General features: G+C 60.6%; 11 protein-coding genes and 4 pseudogenes. 3 read left to right on the forward strand and 12 right to left on the reverse strand.

From position 1 onward, the window contains the following. Nucleotides 1-6 precede the first annotated feature (6 nt). The 4 genes from CKA38_RS15115 to CKA38_RS15130 all read right to left on the reverse strand — a co-directional run bounded on the left by CKA38_RS15115 (nucleotide 7) and on the right by CKA38_RS15130 (nucleotide 16,558). Entirely contained in the window at nucleotides 7-411 is a 405-nt protein-coding gene (locus tag CKA38_RS15115; protein WP_108826310.1) for a hypothetical protein, read from the reverse strand. 38 nt (nucleotides 412-449) lie between these two features. Beyond that, nucleotides 450-9,650, reverse strand: a complete 9,201-nt coding sequence (locus CKA38_RS15120; protein WP_161554953.1) for a TonB-dependent receptor — start codon at nucleotides 9,648-9,650, stop codon at nucleotides 450-452. Nucleotides 9,651-9,859: 209 nt separating this feature from the next. Then, nucleotides 9,860-11,671 carry a polysaccharide lyase family protein gene (locus CKA38_RS15125; protein WP_108826312.1) on the reverse strand — a complete coding sequence of 604 codons (1,812 nt, stop codon included), beginning with the start codon at nucleotides 11,669-11,671 and terminating at the stop codon, nucleotides 9,860-9,862. Between the two features lie 18 nt (nucleotides 11,672-11,689). Next, nucleotides 11,690-16,558 (reverse strand): right-handed parallel beta-helix repeat-containing protein, encoded by a 4,869-nt coding sequence (locus CKA38_RS15130; protein WP_108826313.1) that lies wholly within the window; start codon nucleotides 16,556-16,558, stop codon nucleotides 11,690-11,692. A gap of 156 nt (nucleotides 16,559-16,714) precedes the next feature. On the opposite strand from CKA38_RS15130, the gene CKA38_RS15135 reads away from it, so the two are divergent. The 3 genes from CKA38_RS15135 to CKA38_RS15145 are packed head-to-tail and all read left to right on the forward strand — an operon-like array spanning nucleotide 16,715 to nucleotide 20,437. Beyond that, nucleotides 16,715-18,106 (forward strand): ligand-binding sensor domain-containing protein, encoded by a 1,392-nt coding sequence (locus CKA38_RS15135; RefSeq protein WP_108826314.1) that lies wholly within the window; start codon nucleotides 16,715-16,717, stop codon nucleotides 18,104-18,106. Beyond that, nucleotides 18,103-19,830 carry an ATP-binding protein gene (locus tag CKA38_RS15140; RefSeq protein WP_152032899.1) on the forward strand — a complete coding sequence of 576 codons (1,728 nt, stop codon included), beginning with the start codon at nucleotides 18,103-18,105 and terminating at the stop codon, nucleotides 19,828-19,830. Before CKA38_RS15135 ends, CKA38_RS15140 begins: the two co-directional genes overlap by 4 nt. After that, nucleotides 19,805-20,437 carry a response regulator transcription factor gene (locus tag CKA38_RS15145; protein ID WP_108823678.1) on the forward strand — a complete coding sequence of 211 codons (633 nt, stop codon included), beginning with the start codon at nucleotides 19,805-19,807 and terminating at the stop codon, nucleotides 20,435-20,437. Before CKA38_RS15140 ends, CKA38_RS15145 begins: the two co-directional genes overlap by 26 nt. A gap of 80 nt (nucleotides 20,438-20,517) precedes the next feature. On the opposite strand, the gene CKA38_RS17020 is transcribed toward CKA38_RS15145, so the two are convergent. The 8 genes and pseudogenes from CKA38_RS17020 to CKA38_RS15835 form a co-directional block, all read right to left on the reverse strand. Then, nucleotides 20,518-20,778: a 1,3-beta-galactosyl-N-acetylhexosamine phosphorylase C-terminal domain-containing protein gene (locus CKA38_RS17020; RefSeq protein WP_425482501.1), complete on the reverse strand. Its 261-nt coding sequence runs from the start codon at nucleotides 20,776-20,778 to the stop codon at nucleotides 20,518-20,520. Further along, a pseudogene (locus tag CKA38_RS17025) lies at nucleotides 20,764-21,299 on the reverse strand (lacto-N-biose phosphorylase central domain-containing protein); the annotation flags it as partial. The pseudogene CKA38_RS17025 and the gene CKA38_RS17020, both read right to left, overlap by 15 nt. Before the next feature lie 101 nt (nucleotides 21,300-21,400). Then, nucleotides 21,401-22,018: a 1,3-beta-galactosyl-N-acetylhexosamine phosphorylase N-terminal domain-containing protein gene (locus CKA38_RS16055; protein ID WP_202863930.1), complete on the reverse strand. Its 618-nt coding sequence runs from the start codon at nucleotides 22,016-22,018 to the stop codon at nucleotides 21,401-21,403. After that, nucleotides 21,988-22,208 (reverse strand): annotated as a pseudogene (locus CKA38_RS16060) (1,3-beta-galactosyl-N-acetylhexosamine phosphorylase N-terminal domain-containing protein); the annotation flags it as partial. The gene CKA38_RS16055 and the pseudogene CKA38_RS16060, both read right to left, overlap by 31 nt. A 4-nt stretch (nucleotides 22,209-22,212) precedes the next feature. Next, the gene (locus CKA38_RS16705; protein ID WP_250645173.1) at nucleotides 22,213-22,479 is read right to left on the reverse strand and encodes a 1,3-beta-galactosyl-N-acetylhexosamine phosphorylase N-terminal domain-containing protein; all 267 of its coding nucleotides are present in this window, start codon (nucleotides 22,477-22,479) and stop codon (nucleotides 22,213-22,215) included. A 148-nt stretch (nucleotides 22,480-22,627) separates the two neighbouring features. Next, a pseudogene (locus CKA38_RS17030) lies at nucleotides 22,628-22,720 on the reverse strand (hypothetical protein); the annotation flags it as partial. A gap of 128 nt (nucleotides 22,721-22,848) precedes the next feature. After that, nucleotides 22,849-23,444, reverse strand: a pseudogene (locus tag CKA38_RS15155) (glycoside hydrolase family 88 protein). Beyond that, nucleotides 23,371-23,602, reverse strand: a 232-nt coding sequence (locus CKA38_RS15835; RefSeq protein WP_161554955.1) for a hypothetical protein, incomplete at its 5' end; no start/stop codon positions are given. The pseudogene CKA38_RS15155 and the gene CKA38_RS15835, both read right to left, overlap by 74 nt.

The following is a 23,602-nucleotide window of genomic DNA, read 5'->3' on the forward strand; positions in this document are numbered from 1 at the left end:
AATCGTTTAGTGTGATTGTAATCGGAAGATCCGTGTTGGCGTTGTTGACGCTATAAAAACCGCCCCCGCGACATTGAGAATCGCCAGTCCGTCGCCGGTGCCTTGCAGGCTTATATTATATTCGCCCGTATTGGGCGTCACAGAAAGGCCGCCGATTGCATAAACAAGGTTTCCGGTGTTTGTGTTGGTTATATAAATGGTCGTCGGCGAGTTGTGGCCAATGCCGATATAATCGGATTCGCCGGGGAGCTGGCCGAGGCTCCAATTGGCGGAGTTGCCCCAGTTGGAATCAGCCGTGCCCGTCCAGTAGATGGTGCTGGAGTCAAGCGTGGCGGCGTTGAGACCGGCTCCCTGCACGGCAATGGCCGCCGCGAACGCGAGGAGGGTTCTGGAAATTGTATTCTTTTTCATAAAGGGGATCGTGTTGCGGGTTATGTAATGTGGCGGCTTCACAGGTTGTATTTAAGCACGAAGTTTATGGTGGTGCCGGCCCTGTAATAGCGGACGAGACGGCCGAAGCGCTCGTATTCGTCGGGCTCGTTGAGGACATTGCGCCAGTCGCAGGAGAGCGACCAGTTGCGGGAGAATTGATAGGTGAAGCTCAGGTCAAGGCGTCCGCTGGCCTTTGTGTAGGTGCCGTCATTTCCCATGGTGATCGAGCCGTCGGGGTTGGTGAGCGTCGAGGGCGAGCGGCGCAGGTAGCGTCCGAACCAGTTGTAACCGGCCTGGATGCTCCACCCATTGCCGCGGTAGGTGATGCGGGTGTTCGAGACCTTGCGCTTGAGGTTCACCACATCGATGTCTCCCTTGGGTTTGATGTAGGAGAACGACTCGTAGAATTCGATGTTCTTGAGGAATGAGGGGAGGAATGAGAGGCGCTGGCGATAGCTGATTTCAAAGCCGTCCATCTTGGCGGTGCCTATGTTAAACGCGGAGCCATAGTAGATGTCGTAATTGGGATACTGCTCATAGAGCGATTGATATTGCTCAACCAAGTCCGGGGCCACGTCGGCGAGCAGGCCGCTGGTTTCGAGAATAAAGTCGGTGATGTCTTTTCTGAAGACACCGCCGGAAATGACGCCGCCGTGAGGGAGATAGTATTCGACGCTGATATCGTAATTATTGCTGTATTGCGGTTTCAGCCCGGTGTTTTTCTTGTTGATTGTAACCGTCTGGGCGCTGGAGCTCACGGTGTAGCTGTCGCTTGGAAGCAAATATTCCAGTTTCGGGCGACCGATCGAAGTGGTGTAGGCGGCGCGGAATATCAGGTTGGCGAGCGGCTCGTATTTCAACTGCACATTGGGGAACCAGTTGTCATACGATTTTTTGCCCGAAACCATGGAATAATACAGGGGATCGGTGTTGGAGAGGCGTCCATCCGTTTGGAAGCCGCTGGCCTCCGTGGAGGTGTGCTCATAGCGGACGCCGGCCATGATGTTGAGGTTGTGAATCTGCCAGGAGCCCATCATGTAGCCGGACACCACGTCCTCGGTGAGTTCGTTTGTATAACGATAGAGCGACTGCCTGTGGGTTGACTCGTCCAAGGTGAACATGTCCGGGTTTTCATTAAAATAATCCAGCACCTTCCACGGACTGATCCAGTTCGGGACGGCGGTGTCGGTGAACTCCCAAGAGTCCTTGCGCACGGGATCATAAAACTCACTGTATCCGGGCCTGGAGGCGTTGCTGTCGTTGAGCGTGTAGTTTTTCTTGTAGGTATGCCTGTTGCGCGTCCAGGAGGTGTAGCTTGAGCCGGCACGGATGGAAAGCGGGTGACCGAGCAGCATGGCCGGGATGCGGATGTTGGCCTTGGCGCCGCTCTTTTCATCGACCATGAGCGAGTCGCTGGTGTTGATTATGAGGCCGCTGTAATTGTCGAGGTCGAGGTAGTCGTTTTGCGGAGTGATGCCGAGTTGCCGGATGGTGGGGCCGTCGTTGGACTGCAGGTTGTCGAATATATAATGTCCCCTGGGGCTGTTGTAGGTGATGGAGTTGAGACCTTGCGCGCGGTGGGTGAAGGCGCGCGAGATATAGCCGTCGTAGTCGATGCGTATGCCGCCGAACTGATGCTTCACGCCGGGGTTGATCGACCAGGCCTGGCCGTAGCCCTGCTTGTCGGGCGCGCCGCCGACGGTCATGCCTACGTAGGCGCCTTCAACTTCGACCGTGTTGAAGTTGGAGGCTGATTTTATCACGGTGCCGTTGTTGGTCGTGTTGAGACGCGCGGCGACCGAACCGCCGCCAAGATCCTTCCAGTCATTGTAGGATGTCTTGAGCGAGATGGAGGTGGTGCGGCTGATCTTGAAATCAGTATTGAAGGTGAGGGAGCGATTGCGCCTTTTGGAAACGGCCTCGGTGAGGCGGGTGTCGCTCATGTAGCCGCTCATGTCGGCAGTGGGCAGATCGGAAGTGTTGGGCCTGTCGAAGATGTAACCTTGATCGCCGATGGTGTTGTTAAAGCGGTAGGTCTCATAGGCGTTGGCGTTAAGACTGATGCCGAGACGGTTTCCTAGGAAGGCCTCGGAATAATATACGTTGGCGCCCGGCGACCAAGAACGGGCGGGGGAACGGTTGCCGGTGGGCACGGGATCCCAGTCAAGCGCGGCGGTGTTGAGTCCCATGCTGGTATCGATGCGGATGCGGCGGCCTTTCTGGTCGAAGGCGTTTTTTGAAATCATGTTGATAACGCCGCCGTTGGCATTGGCCGGCGAGGAGGGCGGCGGCGATTTGTAAACCTCGATACTTTCGATGGAGGCAATGGAGAAGTTTTTCAGGGCGACGCCGCGCTCGGTGCTGGTCTCGGGATTGGTGGAGCTGTTGGCAAATTCGTTGCCATCGACACTCATGGTGCCCTGGTCGGAGCCGATGCCGCGGATGGAGAAACTGCCGACATCCTCGCCAGCGTAGTCAACGAAGATGCCGGGGAGATTTTTCAAAAGTTCGCCCGCGTTTGTGTCGATGAGGTTGCCGAAGGCGTCCGTGGCAACGACGTTTTTCATAACGTCGGACTGGCGCTGACGCTGCACGGCGGCCGACTGGCCCTCGCGCTCGGAGGAAACGACAAATTTTTCGAGAAGGTAAACGTCAGAGCTCATCACAAACTCGACATGAACAGCGACCCCGGACTCGATGGTGACGGTCTTGGTTTGGTCGTCCAGGTCAACGTAGGCTACGCGCACGGTGTGCTCGCCGGGCGCGAGATTGCCAATGCGGAAGGTGCCGTCGCTTTCCGTGAGGACGGGCGTGCCCTGCGAATCAACAAACACCTGGGCGCTGGCAAGCGCGACACCGGTCTTGGCGCTGCTCACCTTGCCGGTAACGACACCTGTGGTCTGGGCCTGGGCTTGGAGCGGTAGTGAGCCAAAAGCGTGAAACACAAAAAGCGTTGCGACGATAGCAAACGGAATTGCCGAATTCCGGCGACGCAAACGGCGGCGCAAAACATGAACTCCGCCGAGGAGCGCGAGCACAAGCAAATACCAAAGGCCGGGGGCGCCGCCGCCGTTTCCGTCGCTGATGCCGTTTCCGGAGGGCTGCTGCGAGGCGCCATTCACGGTGAGGGAAACGGGAGTGCTTTCCACCGAGCCCATCGGGTTGGTGGCTTGCACGCTGTAACGGCCGGCGTCGGTGCGCGTGACGGAGCTGATTGTGAGCGCAGATTCGGTCGCGCCAGCAATCGCCACGCCGTCCTTATACCATTGATAGGTCGGTATGGGCGCCCCGGAAGCGACTGCTGTAAAGATGGCGCCCCGGCCCTCGTCAACCGTTTGCGCCTTGGGCAGTGTCGTGAAGTAGGGGCCGGCCTGAAGAACGCGGACAATGTGGTTGCCGGTGTCGAGGACGTAGATTTCGCCCGAGACCGAATCGATTGTTATGCCGCCGGGGGCGTTGAGCGTGGAGTCCTCGCCCGAACCGTCTTGCGAGCCGCTGCTGCCCGCCATGCCGGCAAAGGTGGAAACAGTGCCGGCAACGGTGTCGATGACACGAATGGTGTTGTTGCCGGTATCGGCCACATAGATGACACCCGCGGCGTCGACGGCGAGCGACTCGGGTGTGTTAAAGGTGGCGATGCTTGTCGAGCCGTTGGCACTGCCTGTCGAGCCCGCGATGCCGGCGACCGTTTCAACAACTCCGGTGGAGAGTTCGATGCGACGGATCATGCTGTTGCCCGTATCGGCAACGTAGAGGCAGGAGCAGTCGGCATTGATCGCGATCCCCATGGGCAAGTCGAAGCCGGCGGCCGCGCCCGTGGCATTGGCCGTGCCGGGCGTGCCGCTGGCACCGGCGACGAGCGCGGTCTCGCAGGTGGCGGTGTTGATTTTGACGATGGTATGGTCGCCGGTATTTGCCACGTATAGATTACCAGAGGCGTCGATGACGAGACCGGTTGGCGCGTTGAGCGCGGGCGTGCCGGCAAGCACAAGCGTGGTCGCGACACCGGTGGCAATGTCGATTTTGACAATGCCATTTGCTCCGGTGTTGGCGACATAGAGGGCCGCGCCCGCGGCATCAATGACAACGGAAGCCGGGGCGTTGAGACCGGTGGCGAAGGTGGAGACGGTGCCGTCGGTCGCAATTTTGCGAATGGAACCGTTGCCGGTGTCGGCGACGTAGAGATTGCCGTTCTGATCGGCGACGCCGGCTCCGGGCGTGTTAAAACGCGCGTCGGAGGAAGGGCCGTCGGCCGAGCCGGGCGAGCCCGCCGAGCCGGCGAGCGTGGTGAGCGCCGAGGAACCGTTGATTGTGAAAGTGACCTGCTTGGTGCCGGGGCCGGTGGTGTTCATTGCAATGAGACTCACAAGATAGGAACCGCTGGCCTCGGGCGTGCCGCTGATAACACCGGTCGAGGTGTTGACCGAAAGTCCGGGAGGCAGGTTGATGGCGGCAAAGGTCGTGGGCGAGTGCTCCGCGACAATCGAATAGGTGAAGGGTGTGCCTACCATGCCGATCGCGGAATCCGCGCCGCCGATGACAGGCGGGTGGATGACCACGACGACATTGAGCGTGGCGGCGCCTGTGCCGGCGTCGTTGGTCGCCTGCATCAAGGCTTGATAGGTGCCGGTAGTGACAAAAGTGCCGGAGATGACACCCGTGACCGGATCAAGGACAACGGTGGACGGAAACGCCATGATGTCCCCGGTGGCAACGGTGTTGTCCAAGCCGTAACTCGCGGGACTGTTGGTCGCGACGATTTGATGACTGAACAATTGGTATTGGGTTTGTGTCACGCTCTCCTTGGTAATTTCCGGCTTTGGCAATGATACGACGAGCTCGAGCGCGGCGGTGCCGGTGCCGGCGATGTTGCTGGCAAAGAGCGTGACCTCGCTTGTTCCGAGCGTCTTGGCCTTGCCGGTGATCTGGCCGGTCACGGTGTTGATCTCCAAGCCGGCGGGCAACCCGGTGGCGTTGAATGCAGTGGGATTGTTGTCCGCCTCGATTGCATAAACATAAGTCGCGTTTATGACGGCGACGCTGCGCGCCGCGCTTGTGATGACGGGCGCGGGAGGCAGGGTCGCGTAGGAAATGACCGTAAGCGTTTCGGTGGTGATTCCGGAATCGTTGCTGGCGGTCAGCGTGATCGCATAGGTGCCCGCCGCGAGCGTGCCGCTGATGATATTGGTTGACGGATCGTAGGAAAGGCCGGCGGGCAAATCGGTGGCATTGAGTTGCGTGGGATTCGACGGGTCACTAGTCGCCGTGAGCGTGTAGGTAAAAGCATCGCCCGTCATGACGTCTGCCTTGAGCGGACTGGTTATGACTGCCTTGGCAACCTCGCCGCCGGCGATAATGACCTGAACCTTGGACCCGACGATGACTATATCGGCCGTGATTGCGGGGTCGGCCGGGTAGGACCATGTGAAGGTGGGCGAACCGGTGATGTTGCCATCGGCCTCGAGGATGGTGTGAGTGCCGTTAATGAGCCTGACACCCTCGGGCACAACCGGTGTGACAGTCATCCGTGTCGAGCCGAGCGCGACCGAGCCCCTGACGGCAAGACCGGAAATCGTGGCCTCCTCATCGGATGCGAAGACAAGAGTGGAATCATCGGCATAGGTGACATTGCCTGCGACAACACCGGTGCCGCCAAACGCCGCGGAGCCGGATACCGTGACAGCAGTCGTGCCTGAAAATTCGCCGGTCAGGTAAAGCATACCCGCGGAAACCATCGTGGGGCCGGTGTGGGTGCTCTTGCCGCTGAGTGTAAAGCGGCCGGTGCCAACCTTGATCAAACCGGCGGGATTGCTTGCCGTTTTGTTCTCAATGGCCCCGTTGAAAACCGTGTCGAGGTTTTTTCCGCCGATCTGGTAGTGCGTATACATGGGAGCGGTGGTGGCCTCGCGACTGACCAGTCTCTCAGTGGTTCCGCTGCTGGAAAGCGCGCCAATGACAACCGTGCCCGAAACGCAACTTTGCCTGTGGGGTTCGATGTAGGCGTTGTCGAGAACGATGCTGGTGTTGGCCCACTCGGTGCCCTTGAATGCCGAGTAGCCGTTGGTGCCATTGAGCGGGCGCACCCAGCGTTGCGTGGACGACGCGGTGTTGACGCGCAGTTCCCCTGAGAATTCGCTGAAGGTATCGACAAACAACTCGATATTGCTGCCGGCGGTGATCGTGAGAGTGCCCGAACCTCTTATGGGGCTGGCGAAACGCGTGGTGCGATTGGTTCTGATCCCGCCCGTGCTACCCTCCGGAACATAGATCGGCTGCTCGAAAAGGAGCGTGACGCTTGCCGTGCTGTCCAGCGCAAGCGTGCCGCCCGTCAGCACAACCGGCCCGTAGCCGGAAAGCAAATAGGACGTGGTGGGATGATAGAGTTTCAGCATGCCCTCCTGCAGCGTGCTCGTGCCGGAGAATGCCGCGTGCGTGCCGGAAAATGCCAGCGTGCCAATGCCTTTTTTTACAATGGGAATGTCGCCGGAGAGTCCGCCGCCTGAGCCGGGATCAATTGTCAAATCGCGCGCGGACACATCGACAGTGAGCGACGCGGGGGTGATGATTCCGGAAATGCTCACGGTGCCGCTGGCCGAGGTGTCGTTAAAGAGCACGCGGTCGCCATCGGCATAATTGGTGGCCGAGCTCGCGCCGGTCATGATCCAGTTGGTCGTGGTTTTGTCCCATGTGTCGTCAACGGAGCCGGTCCAAACGAGCGTGCCCGCCTCGACAGGGGCGATGATGGAGATCACGAGCGTGGCAGTGCCGTCGCCGTAGCTGTTGCTCGCGGTGAGCGTGACACGGGTGCCGCCGGCGGCGGTGAGCGTGCCGGTGATGCGACCGCTGGCGTCGATGGAAAGCCCCTCGGGCAGCGGCTCGGCCGCGAAGGAGGTGGGCGTGTTGGTCGCCGTGATTTGGTAGTCGAATGGCTGGCCCAGCGTGCCCGTCACGACGAGTTCGCTGGTGATGGCGGGCGCGAGCGAATACACGGTCAATTCAAGCGTTTTCGTGTCGGAGCCGACGAGGTTTGACGCGGTGAGGGTGATGTTGCTCGTGCCGGTGACAGTCGGCGTGCCGGAGATCTCACGAGTCTCCGAGTCGAAGCTAAGTCCCGAGGGCAAGCCGGTGGCGGCGAACGTTGTCGGTTCGCCGGTCGCAGTGAGCGTGTAGGAAAAGGGTTCGTCCACCAGGGCGGTTGCGGTGGTCGCGCTGGTGATCACAGGGACGGAGTAAGCGCTAAGTGTGAGCGTGGCAGTGCCGGTGCCGACAGCGTTGGTTGCGCCAAGTTCGATGATGCTCGTGCCCGAGGACAAAATTGTGCCGGAGATGAGGCCGCTCGCCGAGGCGATTGACAGGTCGGCAGGCAATGGGCTGGCGGAGTAACCCGTGGGATATTCCGTAGCGACGATTTGATAATTAAACACCTCGCCAACCGTGCCCGTGACCTCGAGTGAACTGGTGATGGCCGGCACATTGCCGGGAGGCGGCGGCTCGGAGATGGTGATTTCGAGTATCTTGGAATCGGAGCCGCCAAGATTGGTTGCCGAGATGGTGACATTGCTCGTGCCGGCGGCTGTCGCCGTGCCGGAGATGACGCCGCTGGCGGTGTTGATACTCAGCCCCGAGGGTAAGCCAATCGCATCATAACTCGCGGGATTGTTGCTCGCGACGATGGTGTAAGTGAAGGCTTCGCCAATCGTGCCGCTCGCGGTGAGCAGGCTGGTGATGACCGGCGCGTCAGGAAGCGATGCGGTTATTTCCACGGTTATGGTGTTGGCGTCCTGGCCGAGAACAGCCGACACGCCCGTGCCCGAGTAAACCCAGGAAAGCGTCGGCGCGCCGGTGATGCCGCCGGCGGCGCGGAGCAACGTGTAGGTGCCGGAAACGAGCAAGCCGCCCTCGGGGACGACCGGCGAGATGTCGAGTGTGGAACCAAGCGTGACGGAGCCCGCTACATCCATGCCGAGGAGCGAACCGGATGCAACCGCGGTGGACAAAAGCGTGGCGCCGTCGGCGTAAGTGACATTGCCGGCGACCGTGCCGGAACCGCCGAAGGCCGCGCTGGTGGAAACACTGACCGCGCTGGCACCGGCAAGCTGGCCGGTGACATGGAGCGCGCCGGCGCTGATGGTGGTCGCGCCGGTATAGGTATGGGCATTTGTGAGCGTGAGCATGCCCGTGCCGACTTTGGTGAGCGCGGCATTGGTCTCGATGGAACCGGCGTATGAAGTGTCGAGGTTTTTGCCGCCAATCTCATAGGTGACAAGTCCGTTGCTTCCGCCAAGAAGTTTTGCACTCGCACTCGATCCGGCGAGAGAACCGATGGCCATGGTGTTTCCATACGAAGCCGTGTTCGGCAAAAGACCCACGGAGCCATCAATGACAAGAGCGGTGTTTGTCCAGCTCGTTCCCGGAACGGCGACCGGCTGGGCGGAAGAAAGTTTGTTCAAACCTATGCGCGCGGTGCCCGAACCGGCCAAGCGCAATTCGCCGCTGAATCCAGTGAAGTCGTTTTGAAAATCCGCCCGGGAAACCGTGGTATTGATATTCAGAATCAAGGTTCCGGAACCAAGCACACCACCGTTGAGTGCAAAACGGTTTGGCGTGGTGATCTCGCCCGTCACTCCCGCCGGCACGGTGAAAGATTGATCGAGGTTTGGCTGGTTGCTGTTTGACGCCGCGGTGAGCGAATAGGTTCCGCCGGCGAAGACGATCGGTCCCGTGCACATGACGATATTTGATGCCGGGGCATAGGTTCGGAATATGCCTGCCTCAATGGTGACCGTGCCGCTGAAGCCGGTATTCGTCGCCGAAAAAATAAGCGCGCCCATGCCTGCTTTGCGCAGAGGAATATTGCCGTTGATGCCAAAGCCCGATGCGGGCGCAAAGGTCAGATCGCGTGTCACATCAACCGTGATCGCCGAGGGTGTAACCGCGCCGGGGATGTTGATGGTGTCGGTCGTCGAGGTATTGTCGAAAGTGACGGCGTCGCCAGCGGCGAAGGCTGCGGGAGCAGCACCGTTGATCCAGTTGGATGTGGAGGTGTCCCAGTTGCCATCGACATCGCCCGTCCAAACAAGATCCGCGGCCTTCAATCCCGCTTGGAAACAACCAAGCGCCACGGCAAACGAGCTCACGATCATGCGCAGGCGTTTTTGGTGTGAGGCGGTCGCAACGTGTCTGAACGTGCGTGTCGGATGGATGGGTTCGTTGTGCATGGATTTGTGAAATGGGGACATGGCGAACTAAAACGTGAAAGGGGAATGGCGAGGGTTTGGGTGCAGTATTTGCTTAGGATACCAAATGAAGTAAGAGATACCGCATCCCTATTTTTAGGGATCTTGCCGCATGATTTTTTTTATTTAGTCCGCACACAGGGCAGCACGCCTAAAATAATCCATGGAACAAACACTGCAAAATTATGCTATCATTGCGGCACTTCCAAGCGCAGATAATCATACATGATGTTTTTAGCCACGGCGTTGGCGCCTTGGTGTTCGAGGGCGATTTCGTTTTGCCCTTCGCGCAGCCAGTCCGCGGGGAATCGCACGTCGCGCGCGGTGTATTGGCCGTGGATGCCGGCGCGCATCATCGCGTTGTCTTTCGGCAAATCGCGCACGATGGCGGCCTCGCGCCCGTTGACGAGGACGCGCAGGATGCTGTTGTGCGCCCCGGCAATCGCGAGGTGCAGCACGGCGTCGCCGCCGCCGGTCGATATGGATTTGTCGCAGTCAAATAAGATTCGCCATGTGGCGCCGCGATACGTGCCGTCGGGCTGGATGCGCGCGATTTGCGCATAGTTCCAGTCGCGACGGGGATCGCTTTTGCCGATGATGTAGGTGATGTCGTTTGGAAAGTCTTTCGGATACTCGAGCCACAGTCCCCATCGACGGTGATTGTCGCCATGACGAAATTCCCGCGCCGTGCGGTCGGGCGTGCCGATTTCCCAGAGCTGACGTCCGTGGCGCACCGGCGTCCAGATGAGATCGCCGAGCGCGGTTGTCGCTCCGGGATTCACGGCGATGTCGTCGCGGCGAAACTCGCCAAGCACGCCGTCAACAAATGCGTAGAGCGTGTGGTTTCCGGCGCGGACGGAGGGGATGTGGAAATTTCCTCGCGCATCGGCGCGCGTCCAATACTGGTAGTTGCGCGCCTGCCGCTGCCAGTCGGGCGACGGCTCGGCGAGACCGACCCACGCGTTCGCGGCGTTGGCGGCGGGCGACTGCGGATCGCGAACAACAAGGCGTCCGCCGACCGCGCCGCGCTCGGCGGCTTTTGCGAAAGCGGGATGATCGAGCCAGGGCGCGGGCCATGCGGCGCGCTCCGCCGCGGCCTGGCGTTCGGCGTCGGCGCGAAGCGCGGCGGGGTCAGCGTTTTCGTTGAGATAAAGCATCCAGGGGCCGTAAACTTTTTGCCATGCGCGACCGGCGGGGGCGATTGTGTTCGGCGCGCCGTAGTGCGAGCACGCGAGGATTTTCAGGAGAATGCGCTGCCAGTGCGCGGTGTTGTGCTGGCGCGTGGGACCGCCGTTTTGGTCCTCGGTGCTGCCGTAAATAATCCAGCAGCCGAGGCGGGAGTTGCCGCCAATCCAGCCGTGCGCATAGTGCCCGCCGGCATCGGTGAAGTAGTGATATTTGTCGGTGATTTGATTCTTCCACGGGCCGCCGGTGAAACGCATGGATTCCTTCGGGCCGAGAATTTCAAAAGGCGTGTCGGCCGGGGGAAGTTCGCGAAAACGGTCGGCATCGACGGCAATGGTATCGAAAAGTTTGTCGCTGACTCGCGAAACAAAACGCGCCTGCGCCATGGTGAACGCGGCGCGGTCCGCCGGATGAGTGAAGACGGCGAACATGCGCAGCGCGCGCTCGCCGGGGAGCATCACATAGTGGAGCGCGACGTCGATTTCGCCGCGGCCGTTTTGGGCAAAAACGAGCTCGGCTTTTTGTCCGGCATTTTTTGCGGGATCGGCGGCGATGGTGAGCGCCGGACGCGCGAGGTGATTATTTTTTCCGGTGTGCCAGTCGAGATAACTGGGCGAGGCGAGGACGGCGCGCTCACCGAGGCTGAATTGCGCGAGGTTGCCCGTGGCGCGGTCAATCTCGGCGCGAACAAGACCGTTGGAGAGGATGATCGTCTTGTCGTGCCGCTCAAGCGTCACAAGCCCGGTTGCAACGGCGGCTGCGCAAAGCGACTGGCAAGCGAACAGGATTGTGACGACAAGAAGCGGCAGGTGGCGCATGGCTTTAATCGGAGTGGATCAGGCTGTCCGCAAACGGCGGAGCGCGGCAAGGATCGTGAGCGCGACGAGGTAGAGGAGACCCGGCGCGCCGCCGCCCCCGCCCCCACCCTTGTCGGTGTCGTCACCGGTCGGCGGCGGAGCGGTTGTGCCGGTGTTGGTGCCACTGGTAGAGGCGGTTATTGTCAGCGTGGCGGTGTTGCTGACGATCCCACCCATTTCATTGGAAACTAAAACGGAATAAGCACCGACATCCGCCTGCTGCACATTTGTTATGATGTGAGAATAAGCGGTCGCACTGGAGATGATCTCACCGTCCTTCTGCCATTGGTAGGCGGGGTTTGGCGCGCCTATGGCAAGGACAGTGAAGGTGGCGGTGGCACCGGTGGCGACGATTCTGTTTTCCGGGTGGCCGAGAATGCGCGGACTGTCGAGAAACACGCGAATGGTGCTGTTGCCAGTGTCGGCCACGTAGATATCGCCCGTAGTGCTGTCAGTCGTGATGGAGGCGGGGGAGTCGAGACGCGCATCGGAATCGATGCCGTCGGACGAACCGGGACTTCCTGCAAGGCCGGCGCTGGTGACAACCTCCCCGGAAACGATGTCGAAACGACGGATGGTGTGATTGCCTGTGTCAGCGATGTAAAGGTTGCCGGCTGAGTCGGCGGCGAGTCCCTTGGGTTGATTAAAACGAGCGTCTGCTGCAAGGCCGTCGGCGGTGCCGCTCACACCAAGCCGCCCGGCGACCGTGCTGATGGTGCCGCTGGCCGGATCGATTTTCCGGATGGCATTGTTGAGCGTGTCGGCAACGTAGAGTTGCCCGTCGGAGCCGAGAATGATGCCGGCGGGAGCGTTGAGGCGAGCGGTCGTGAAATCACCATCGCTCGCGCCGGATGTGTCGAGCGCACCGGCGGCGATGGTGGCTGTGCTTGCGCCGGCGGCTAGTTTAAAAACGACGTGACGCTGGGTGCTGGCGATATAAAGATTACCCGCGGTGTCGCAAGCGAGCCCGCCGGGTTGCGCGATTCCCGAGGTGAGCGTGGTGACTTGGCGAGTCGAGAGGTTGAGTGAGAGGATGGCGTTGTTGCCGGTGTCGGCAATGATGAGCGCGCCGCCACCGCCGACGGCGAGCGCGGCGGGTTGCGAGAACGTGGAACCGATTGGCGTGATTGTGGAAACATTGCCGCGCGGATCAATGGCGCGAATGGCGTTGTTGAGCGTGTCGGCGATGTAGAGATTGCCGTTGGGATGCGCGACGAGGGCTCCGGGAGAATTAAAACGCGCGACCGTAACGGCGCCGTTCGCAGCACCCGTGGTTTGGGCGAGTCCCGCGAGAACGACAAGCGCGGACTGTCCATTGATGGTTATCGTGATCTGCTTTTCGGTGGATCCTATCGCATTGGTTGCGGTGATGGTAATGGTGAAGACGCCGGTTACTGCCGGTGTTCCGCTGATGACGCCCGTGGCCGGATCGAGGGCAAGTCCGGCAGGCAAATCATCGGCGGCAAACGTCACGGGCGAGCTGCTGGTGATCGCTATCGTGTAATTGAAGGACGCCCCCGCGACGCCGTTGATATTGATTTCATCACCTCCGGTAAAAATGGGCGCGGTGGGCGCGGTAATGGTAAGGGTGAGGGTGGCGGTGGCGGTTCCCTGTTCGTTGGTTGCGGAAAGCGTCACATTGAATAATCCCGCAACCGTGGGTGTGCCACTGATGACGCCGGTCGTGGTGTCAATGACGAGGCCGGCGGGCAGGCTTGCGGCCGCGTAGCCGGTCGCGTCGTTGAGCGCGGTGATGGTGTAGGTGAATGCAACGCCTTGCGCGGCCGACGCGGTGAGCTCGCTTGTGATGACGGGCGCGGTGTTCTCATGCGCACCGATGTCGGGCGCAAGTCCGGCATAGGGAAGGCCGACATCAATGCCGGCGTCAATCAGGGCGCTGCCGAGTTTGGGTTTTAGGAAGGTGATGTCCGGCAGGTCGCCGTTGGCCTTGCGGGGAAGCGTCGTGAGTTGAGTGAAATCGACGCTTTCGAATTCGGTGTCGGCGAGTTGCGCGGGTTCGGCGGCAGTCGGGATGGCGTTGTGATCCATCGTGTTTCCGGTGTCGGCGAGGTTGCTGAGTATCCTGTTCAGCGGGTTTCCATGGCTGAGGTTGTTACGGATGACATGATCGGTGCCGGGAACATCAACGCCCGGTTGGTTCGGATCGGCATTAGGTTGATAGCCGAGGAAATTATAATCGGAGCTGTTTTGATAAGCACTGTTGTTATACCAATCGATGCCGCCGGGGTGATGATTGGCGTAGAAGCCGCGTTTGTTTTTGACGGCGATGCTGTTGCGCACGGTGTTGCGAGGGATGGGATTGGGGACGTCGGATTTTGCGATACCGTAGCCGCCTGCCTTGAAACCGGTGCCGTCGCCGCGGGAGACGCCGTCCTTGCTGTAACCGTTGTAAAGGGCCCAGCAGTTTTCAAAAACGACGGATTGGTTTTGGTTGATGCAGTCGAATCCGTCGTCGCTGTTATACCAGGCGCGGCAGCCGCGGAAGATGTTGCCCGCGCCGTTTCCGTGGCAGCCAAAGCCGTCCACGTTTCCACCCGCGCCGCCCTCGGAAACGTCGTCCCAGTTGTTGTAGGCGTCGCAGTTGAGCACGAGGTTTCGCGCGGCGCTGCCGGACATGTAAACACCGATGGCCTTGCCGTCGTGCATGGAGAGGCGCTCGAGGATGTTGTCGTTGCCGGTGACCTCAAAGCAGATGGATTGGGTGTGCGTGGTGATGTTCACTTGCACGCCGATGACTTCGAGGCCGCGAATGTGTATCCAGGAGCCTTTAAGACTGAAGACGTGGATTCGGTATCCGGCAGGATTGACCGCGCTCATGTCAAAAACGGGCTTTTCGTCCTGATACGCGGCGTAGGTGATCGGGCTGCCGCTTGATCCGCTTTTGGTGAGGTCGGTGACGTAGGCGAAAACGCCGCTGTATGCCGCGATCTGCGAGTCCTGCATGGCATAGGTGCCGCCGCGAATGTAAACGGTTTCGCCGGGCGAGACGGCTTCCTGCGCGCGCTGGATGGTGGCGAAGGGGCGCGCGAGCGTGCCGGTGGCGTTGTCATCGCCATCGGGCGCGACAAACCAGTCGAACGGACCAACGGTGCCTTCAACGCTGATGTTAAGCGTGGCCGAAGTGGCGCCGTTGCCATTGACAGCGACAATGGTCAGGGCAATGGGGCTTGTAGTTTTGATGTCGCCAGTGATTTCTCCAGTGGCGGTATTGATCGACCAGCCTTCGGGAAGATTTGCCGCGGCGAAGGAAGTGGGGGCGTTGCTGGCGGTGATTGTGTAACTGAAGGCGTCGCGATAATTGCCCGAGACAGCGAGTTCACTGGTGATGACCGGGCGCGGGCTGCCGGAGTCAACGGAAACGACGGCCTGTATTTTGTTTGCATCGACAATGGTGATGCTGGCGACAAATCCCGGCGCGGCGGATTCATCCCAAATAAACAACGGCGAGCCGGTGATGCCGCCGGCAGCCTGAAGAATTGTGTAGGTGCCGGGAACCAGCGTGACACCCTCGGGGACGACAGGCGTGACCTTGAGGATGGAGCCGAGCGCGACGGCGCCGCCGACATTGAAGGTGGCGAGCGCGCCCGCATCGGTGGCATCGGCGAGAAGCGTGGAGCCGTCCGCAAAAGTTGCCGCGCCCGTGCTCGTGCCGGAACCGCCAAACGCGCCAGAACCCGCGACCGTGACCGCGCTCGCGCCGGAGAGATGCCCGGTGAGGTGAAGCGCGCCCGCGCTGACCGTGGTCGCGCCGGTATAGGTGCTCACACCGCTGAGCGTGAACATACCGGTGCCGACCTTGGTGAGGGCGGCGATTTGCGCGGCGGTTTTATTCTCGATAGTTCCGCTGAAAACGGTGTCGAGATTTCGCGCGCCAATGGCAAAAACCGTCGTGCCGTTGGCGGGGCGGGCCACGAGCCTTTCCGTGCCAATGACATTGCCCAGCGCGCCAAAGCTAATTGTGCCAGTCGACGCGCCGCTACCATGCGGCTCGATATAGACATTGTTGAGTATAACGCTTGCGCTGGCCAACTCGGTGCCCTTTGAGGCGGCGTAGCCATTGGTGCCGTTGAGGTGGCGTATCTGCCTGACAGTGGATGAAGTTGTATTGAGGCGAAGCTCGCCAGAAAAGTTAGCGAACGATTCGCCATAAATATCGATAATGTTTCCGGCTGTAACCGTGAACGTGCCGGAGCCTGTCACGGCTCCGCCGATGCGCAAAGCGCGGCCGGTTCGCATCTCACCTGTTTTCCCCTCGGGGATAAGGATCGAGTGGTCGAGAACGATGGAGGTCGAGGCGTCCATCGTGAGTGTTCCTCCCGCCAAAACGACCGGACCGAAGGACGATGTGACGTAATTAACCGCAGGATAAAAAACCTGAAGCGCCCCCGCCTCCACCGTGGTCGTGCCGGTGAACGCCGTGTTCGTGGCGGAAAACGCCAGCGTGCCCGCGCCCTTTTTGCGCAACTGCATGTTTCCGGAAAGTCCTCCGCCGGCGGCGGGCGCGAAGGTAAGCGCGCGCGTCGTGTCCACGGTGACCGATCCGGGCGAAACCGCGCCGGGGATTGCGATCGTCGCGGTGCTCGACGTGTCATCGAACACGACCGCGTCGCCGTTGATGAACGTCGCGGGCGAGCCGTTGTAGATCCAGTTTTGCGATGTCGAGTTCCAGTTGCCGTCGGTCGCGCCGGTCCAGGTAAGCGTCGCGTTCTGGGCGAAGGCGGCGCCCTGCAACATCAGCGCGGAGGCGCCGGCGAGCAGAAGCGTTTTTGCGATGCTAAAGACCCGAGTGATTGCGGGCGTGGGCAGGGTGTTTGTTTGGGTGCGCATAAAAGGGATCAAGGGTGTGTTGGAGCGAGGGGCGTGGAGCGGGCGACGGTCAAAAATTTGTTACTTTTCGACGTAAAAATACCAAAACGCCCATGCCCCTCCGCACCCCTATTTTTAGGGATGCCTAAAAAAACGCACTCTGGCAGAGTAGTTTAAATGAAACCCCCGATCACACGCCTGATCCCCCTCTTTCTCATTCTCCTCGCCGCCGTCCCGCTGGCCCGCGCAGCGCAAACCCCCGCCACGAATTCTCAGCAGGCGCAAAGCACCGGCCCCGAGTTCATCATACACAACTGGTTCGTCGAGGACGGGCTGCCCCACAACGGCATCAACAACATCGTGCGCGACTCGCGCGGCTTTCTCTGGATAGGCACGCTGGGCGGCCTGGCACGCTTCGACGGGAGAAACTTTATCGAATATCCGATACCGGAGGATTTTGCCCACAGCCGATACAATATCCGCGCCCTCGCGATCGAGGATGAAAACACAATCCTGCTGCTCAACGCGGCGAACAAACTCCTTCGCCTGCGCAACGGAAAATACGAACTGCATCCGGCGAATGAGCACCTAGCCAACATCACGCCGCGCGACCTCGCGGTGGATCACACCGGCGCCGTCTGGATCGGCACGGACTCGCCGTCGATCATGCGCTGGTCGGAAGCCGGCGGCGCGGGCGCAATGGAAATCTTCGACACCGAGGCGGGCGTCACCCGGCGCAATTCCACCTTCTGTTTCGTGAGCGACGAGAACAACCGCACCTGGGTGGCAGGCGGCGATTTTTTCGGCTGGTATGAGGACGGCGAACTGCATCGCTACGAAAAACAAAGCCCCCGCTCGGTCATGATAACCAAGGCGCGCGCCGGCGGGCTCTGGGTCGCGAGCCGCGACAACCTCGCGCGCTTCGACACGACACGCGGCACCTGGAATGTCGTGCTCTCCGGCAAGGACTGGCCCATGGCGCGCGCCGGGCTTCAGCATTTTTATGAAGGCAAGGACGGCGTGCTCTGGCTGGCAACCCGGCGCGACGGCGTGCTGCGCCTAATCGACGGACACCTGAAGCCCCTGGCGCTTCGATACGACCGCGTGCATGCCATCAACGAGGACATCAACAATGACATCTGGCTCGGCATCTACGCCGCCGGGCTCGTCCACCTGAAACCAAACCGCCACGTGATACTGAACAGCGACGCCGGCCTGCCCATGGACGTGAGCACATCGGTGAGCATTGACGAAACCGGCGCGCTTTGGTGCGCCAACCAGGCGGGCGGGCTCGTGCGTGTCGAGAACGGCGAAATCACCGTCATAAAAGCCCCCACCCGAAACATGCCCTTTGTCATCAATGTCTGCGCGGATCAGCGCGGCACCATCTGGGTCGGCACGGCGAGCGGCCTGTATTCAACACCCGTCAAGGCGGACGACGGACAGCGCGTCCTGCGTCACGTCAATCCGGCGCTGCGCGGCATCCAAACTCTCTTCTGCGATTCCAAGGGAAACCTCTGGCTGAGCTGGGCATCCTCAAAATTCGCCGTCATAAAAACGGCGTGGTGAACGAATTCACAGCGGAGGACGGCTTCCCTGGCTCGCGGGTGGCCAGCATCGCCGAGCGCAAGACACCGAAAGGCCGCGAAATATGGATGGCCTTGGAAAACGGCCGGCTCTTCCAAGTGCGCGAGGACGCGCCCGACGGCGAAAAAAAGTTCATCGCGCAATCACTCCCCCACGGCGCCCTCGACGCGCAATTGCACACGCTCTTTGTCGACTCCGAAAACAACCTCTGGCTCGGCACCACCAGCGGCCTCGTCCTCTGGCGAGAAGACACCCCGCGCCTCTTCACCCAGGACGACGGCCTGCCCGACAACATAATCAACCAGGTCATCGCAGACGGCTACGGACGCCTCTGGGTGAGCAGTCGCCGGGGCATTTTTCATGTATCCATAAAACAACTACTGGCCGCGGCGGACGCGCCCGGCTCCCCCGTCAACGCCACGCTCTTCGGGCGCGACGACAACCTTGAGGGAATCTCCGGCATGGTCGGCATCCAGCCCATGGCGTGGAAGCACCGCGACGGCAACCTGTGGTTTGTCACCTATCGCGGCGTTGTCGGTTTCGACGCCGTGCGCCCGCCCGAAACACCCAAGCCGCTTCCCGTTTACATCGACGGCATCCATATCGACGGAGCCCGCGTTCCCGTGCCCGGCAAGGGTTCAATTCATATCGGCCCGGGCGTCGGGCAGCTTGAGCTGCATTTCGCCGCGCTTGATTTCTCGAATCCCGGACGCGTGCGCGTGCGACGCATGCTCGAGGGCTTCGACATAGACTGGAACGACGCCACCGGCGAACTCCACTGCGCCTACCCCAACCTCCAGCCAGGACGCTACGTGTTCCGCGTCGAGGCGATCAACGGCGACGGCGGCGCGAGCCGCGCCGAAACCTCCCTCGTCATCATCGTCGCGGCCGCGTGGTGGCAGACCGTGTGGTTTCGCGCGATCCTTGCCTTCGCCTGCGTCGCGCTCGTCTCGTGGATCGCGCTCAAGGTTTCCAACCGCCTCCTCAAGCAACGGCTCCGCCGCCTCGAGCATGAGCACGCCCTGGAGCGCGAACGCACGCGCATCGCGCGCGACTTGCACGACGAGCTCGGCGGCCGTGTCACCAAAATCGGATACATCGCCGACAGCCTGCTCCGCGAGGACGAACCGACCCCGGTGAAGGAGCTCGCGCAAAACCTGGTCACCCAGTCGCACTACCTTGTGGAGGATCTTCACGGCGTTGTTTGGACTGTAAACCCGCAAAATGATTCCTGGCAGCAGCTCGCCGCATACATAGTGCGCTATGCCCAGCGCCATCTCGCCGGCACGCCAATCCTGTGCACCGCCGATGGCGCGCACACCATCCCTGACCTGCCAATCACGCCCGAAGCCCGCCACAACATCCTGTCCATCGCAAAGGAAGTGCTGAACAATATCCTCAAACATTCGCAAGCCGCGCGCGCCACCATCACCATGAGTGTCGAAAACGAGCGTTTTCGCCTCGTCATTGCCGACGACGGACGGGGCTTCGATCCGAACGCGCCCGAAAACAACGAGGGCAACGGCCTCTACAATATGCGAACGCGCATGGCTGAGATTGGAGGACGTGTTGACATAACAAGCAATCCGGGGAATGGTTCGACGATCACAATAGACTCGCCTCTCAAATGCCGCCCGCCCCAATACGGAGGCGGGGCGAACCCCCAGCCAAAAAACCCGGATGCCACTCAAAGTCGCCATTGTTGAAGACCGATCCGAGATCGCGGAGGAGCTCTCCCGCATAATCACGCGCGCGCCCGACATGGAACTCGCCTGCGTGTGCCGCAACTACCGAAGCGCCCTCGCGCGCATTCCCGAGGCGCAGCCGGACGTCGTCATCATGGACATCAACCTGCCCGACGGCTCGGGCATCCAGGCCACCGCCCACATCAAGCGCGTCCTTCCAAAAACCGAGGTTCTCATCCTGACAATCTACGAGGAGACTGACGAAATCTTCAAGGCGCTCGAAGCCGGCGCGAGCGGCTACCTCCTCAAACGCTCGTCATCGGAAGAGCTTCTCGCCGCGCTCAGAAATCTTTCAAAGGGCGAAGTGCCCATGACCGGCGAAATCGCGCGCAAGGTCATCCAGTTTTTTCACAAGGACAAACCCGTGAGCGCCAGCCAAAGCCTCGACGATCCGCTTACCCTGCGCGAAATCGAAATCCTGCAAATGGCCGCGCGCGGACTCTCCGCAAAGGAAATCGCCGCGCAATGCGGCATCGGCGTGCAAACCGTGAACAGCCACCTGCGCAGCATCTACGACAAGCTCCACGTGCACTCCCGCATGGAGGCCGTAAACAAATATTTCGGCTAAAGCTGTTTCGGTTTAAATTGTCGCGAGGAAATGCCTTTTGGTAGGGCGAACTGTCCCCGGTGAGCCGCAACATCCCCGGCTCACATGTCCAGAATCGCGATGCCGTGCGCTTCGAGGTTGACCGTCTTCGCCGTCCTGCCGTTGGCGAGCGTGATGCGCGTGGCTTGCGGCGTGCCGGCGTTGTTGATAACGACGAGCTTTTTGCGCTTCGGAAAATACGTCGCCTCGGTGTTGAGGTTTTCGGAGTGCCACACGCCCCACTTTGCCTCGTGCGCGGCGGCCCAGAAAAGCGCGCGGTGCAACAGGCGCGTGTTTTCGTAGGTGAATTTGAATCCGCTCATATACACCGCGCGACCCTTGCCAAAGGCGTGCGTGGCGAGGCGCGGCGAAGCTTCGCCAGGACGCTCGGCGTGCACATGCGTGTCGCCGTCGAAAACATAAATGTTGTCGATTTCCTTCGGGCCAAAATCGAGCGTCACGTCGGCCAATTCCTCGGTGATAAAATGCTTTGGAGAGAGGTCGTATTTGTAACGTCCGTTGGCGACGCGCTCGCCGTTGTCGCGATCGAGTCCGAGCACGCGCGCGAGGCGGAAGTTTTGCCCGGCCTGCGGGAGCGCGCTTGGCTCTGCAATGCCGATGAGGCCGCCGCCGCGTTGCACGTATTCCGTGATCGCGGTTTCGACGCGCGGGTCGGCCCAATGCGCGCCGCCGCTCCACGCGGTGCCGGCGCGTCCGCAGTTGATGATCGCCTTCACGCCGCGCGGCACGCCGTTTGCGCGATGTCGTCGAGGCTGATGAATTGCACGTCGAGCGGAAGCCCGGAGAGCGCCTCGAGCACGTGGTAGAGTTCGACGTTGGCCATGAAGTGGCCGGAGCACGTCCACGCGCGCAGATCGCCCCACGCGGTGAGCACGGCGACCTTGAACGGCGCGACATGCGGTTTGTCGCCCTTGTGGAATGATTTCAGCAGGCGGAATTCGTTGGCCACTTTTTCAATGTAATCCTGGAAGTCGGCCACGGTTCGACGAGCGAGAGATAGCCGCCGAGGCCGATGCGGTCGATGGGCGCGCGCACGATGCCGCGGCGCGCGTCGATCCAGAAATTTTTCGCGTCGAGCGTGGGGTTGCCGCCGCCGTTTTTTTGGAAGGTGGGCTCGCCCTTGAGTCCGGTCGGGAAAAGATACGGGTGCAGGCGCAGCTCTTTTGTGGACACGCCGCGCGAGTGCGCGCAGAGGCGAACCTCGAAGGCGTTGAACACGCACTTGATGAGGCCGTCGAAACCGAACTCATGGAAGCGCGGGCTGCTCGGTTCGACGCCGATCCAGTTGTCGTCGTAAAAAACGTAGGCGAGCTTCTTGTGCTTGTGGACGAGATCGACGCACTTGCGGCCAAACTCGATCACGAAGTCGTGCATGAACGCCATGTAGTCGCGGTAGCGGCGCGTCGGGGCGTTGTGCGTGGAATTGTAGAGGCCGCCGTTGACGAAATCCTCGGAGGTGAGCTTGTAGCCGTATTTTTTCTCGAAGAGTTTCAGCGCGCGCGGGCTCACGGTCATTTCATAATCGGCCCAGTCGGTATACACGTCGCGCAGCGTTTGTGGTCGGCGCCCCAGAACCACGTTAAATTATAAAACATCGACGTGAAACGCACGACGCGCGTGTCGGCATGGTCGCGCAGCCAGCCGTCGAGATATGCGAGCAGCGCCTTTTGCGTTTCCGGATGCATGGGATCGACGGCGGAGAGATGCTCGCGATCACCCCAGTTGTTGGTGAGTGATTATACATCGAGATTTCCTCCCAGATACGGAACGCGAGAAAATTGACCGTGTACGGTGCCCGGGAGTTGCGCCGGTGATGATGACCGCGCCTTTTTTCGGATCAACGCTCCACTTCGCCTTCGGCACTTCACCGCCCGTGTGCGGTCGAAAACCTGCCACCACTGCTTCGGCGAGTCCTTGACGTTCACGACAAACTGCTCGGTGTAATAACCGTCGAGCAACGAAATCGTGACGGACGGTTTCGCCGCGACAACCGGCCTCGACATGAGGAAATTTTGCTGGAGCTTGTGCGGATTCTTGCGCGCCCAAGGCTGCACGAACGCACGAGGCAGATCGTCGAATAAATCGAATAACCGGATTGCGTGATTCCGGCGAAAGCTGTGTGCCGTCGGAGTCGCGAATGGTGTCGGCGCCCCATTTTTTTGCGAGCTGGAGCGTGAGCTGTTCAAAGCCGGCCTCGCCGGGAAGCGTGAAACTGCCGGAGAAAGAAGGAATGTTTGTGGACATGGCAAAGGAATATCCGCGGAATCAAGGAGTGGTGGATGCGCAAAAAGCCCTACCCTTCTGCAAAAATCGCGCAGTTTGCAGAGCTCCGATGCCGGCGAGGAGGACGATGCCGATGCCGTGCGTGTCGTTCAGTTCAGAGGAGATCGCGTTTGTAATACTCCGACTGAACGAGAATTCCGAGCCCCGGCAGACACCGTGCACATTGCCGAATTTGTCGATCGAGTTTTTGTTGATCGCCTCCCACGCCCTGTATGCGGCGCGGATGTAGGCGCGGGATCCTTATACCAGCCATTCCGCACGCCGCGCGAAAATCCATACATGAACATCGCCGTGCACGAGGTTTCGGGATAGGAATCGTGCTCATTGACAACCTGGTGGAACATGCCCGCGGCGTCCTGCTGCGCAAGGATGCCCGCGCTGAATTCGCGGAAAAGTCGAGCAGTTGCGGACGCAGCTTGTGCTTCTCGGGCAGCACGGCGAGCAGCTCGGAAAGCGAGAAAAGCACCCAGCCGTTGCCGCGCCCCCAGGGAATGCCGGTCGCCTTGCCGCGCATAAAATCATAGACGTGCGACATGAGGCGCAGGCGCGGGATGTAGAGGTGCTTTTTGAACCCGATGAACTGGCGCGCCGCGTCGTCGATGTATTTCCGCTCATTCGTGAGCTGGTAATAACGCACGAGGAACGGCACGCTCATGTAAAGGTCGTCGCCACATGGTGTCCTCATGGAAGGTGTGCATGAGGTTTTTGCGGAAGAAGGTGCCGTCGGGCAGGCGAACTTGCTTGTTGCTGATGTGATCGGCCACGACATCGGCAATTTTCCTGCTGCCGCGCAGCTCGTAGTATTTCGCAACCTCGAGCATTGCCGAGCCCGCCGAGCCGCAA

It is taken from the genome of Ereboglobus luteus, from assembly GCF_003096195.1.
GTDB lineage: Bacteria > Verrucomicrobiota > Verrucomicrobiia > Opitutales > Opitutaceae > Ereboglobus > Ereboglobus luteus.

Bases quoted from the DNA above. Each gene is read 5' to 3' on its own strand.
- CKA38_RS15115 (WP_108826310.1), bottom strand. From the start codon at position 411: ATGAAAAAGAATACAATTTCCAGAACCCTCCTCGCGTTCGCGGCGGCC.
- CKA38_RS15120 (WP_161554953.1), bottom strand. From the start codon at position 9,650: ATGCACAACGAACCCATCCATCCGACACGCACGTTCAGACACGTTGCG.
- CKA38_RS15125 (WP_108826312.1), bottom strand. From the start codon at position 11,671: ATGCGCCACCTGCCGCTTCTTGTCGTCACAATCCTGTTCGCTTGCCAG.
- CKA38_RS15130 (WP_108826313.1), bottom strand. From the start codon at position 16,558: ATGCGCACCCAAACAAACACCCTGCCCACGCCCGCAATCACTCGGGTC.
- CKA38_RS15135 (WP_108826314.1), top strand. From the start codon at position 16,715: ATGAAACCCCCGATCACACGCCTGATCCCCCTCTTTCTCATTCTCCTC.
- CKA38_RS15145 (WP_108823678.1), top strand. From the start codon at position 19,805: ATGCCACTCAAAGTCGCCATTGTTGAAGACCGATCCGAGATCGCGGAG.
- CKA38_RS17020 (WP_425482501.1), bottom strand. From the start codon at position 20,778: ATGAGCGGATTCAAATTCACCTACGAAAACACGCGCCTGTTGCACCGC.
- CKA38_RS16705 (WP_250645173.1), bottom strand. From the start codon at position 22,479: ATGTCGAGGCCGGTTGTCGCGGCGAAACCGTCCGTCACGATTTCGTTG.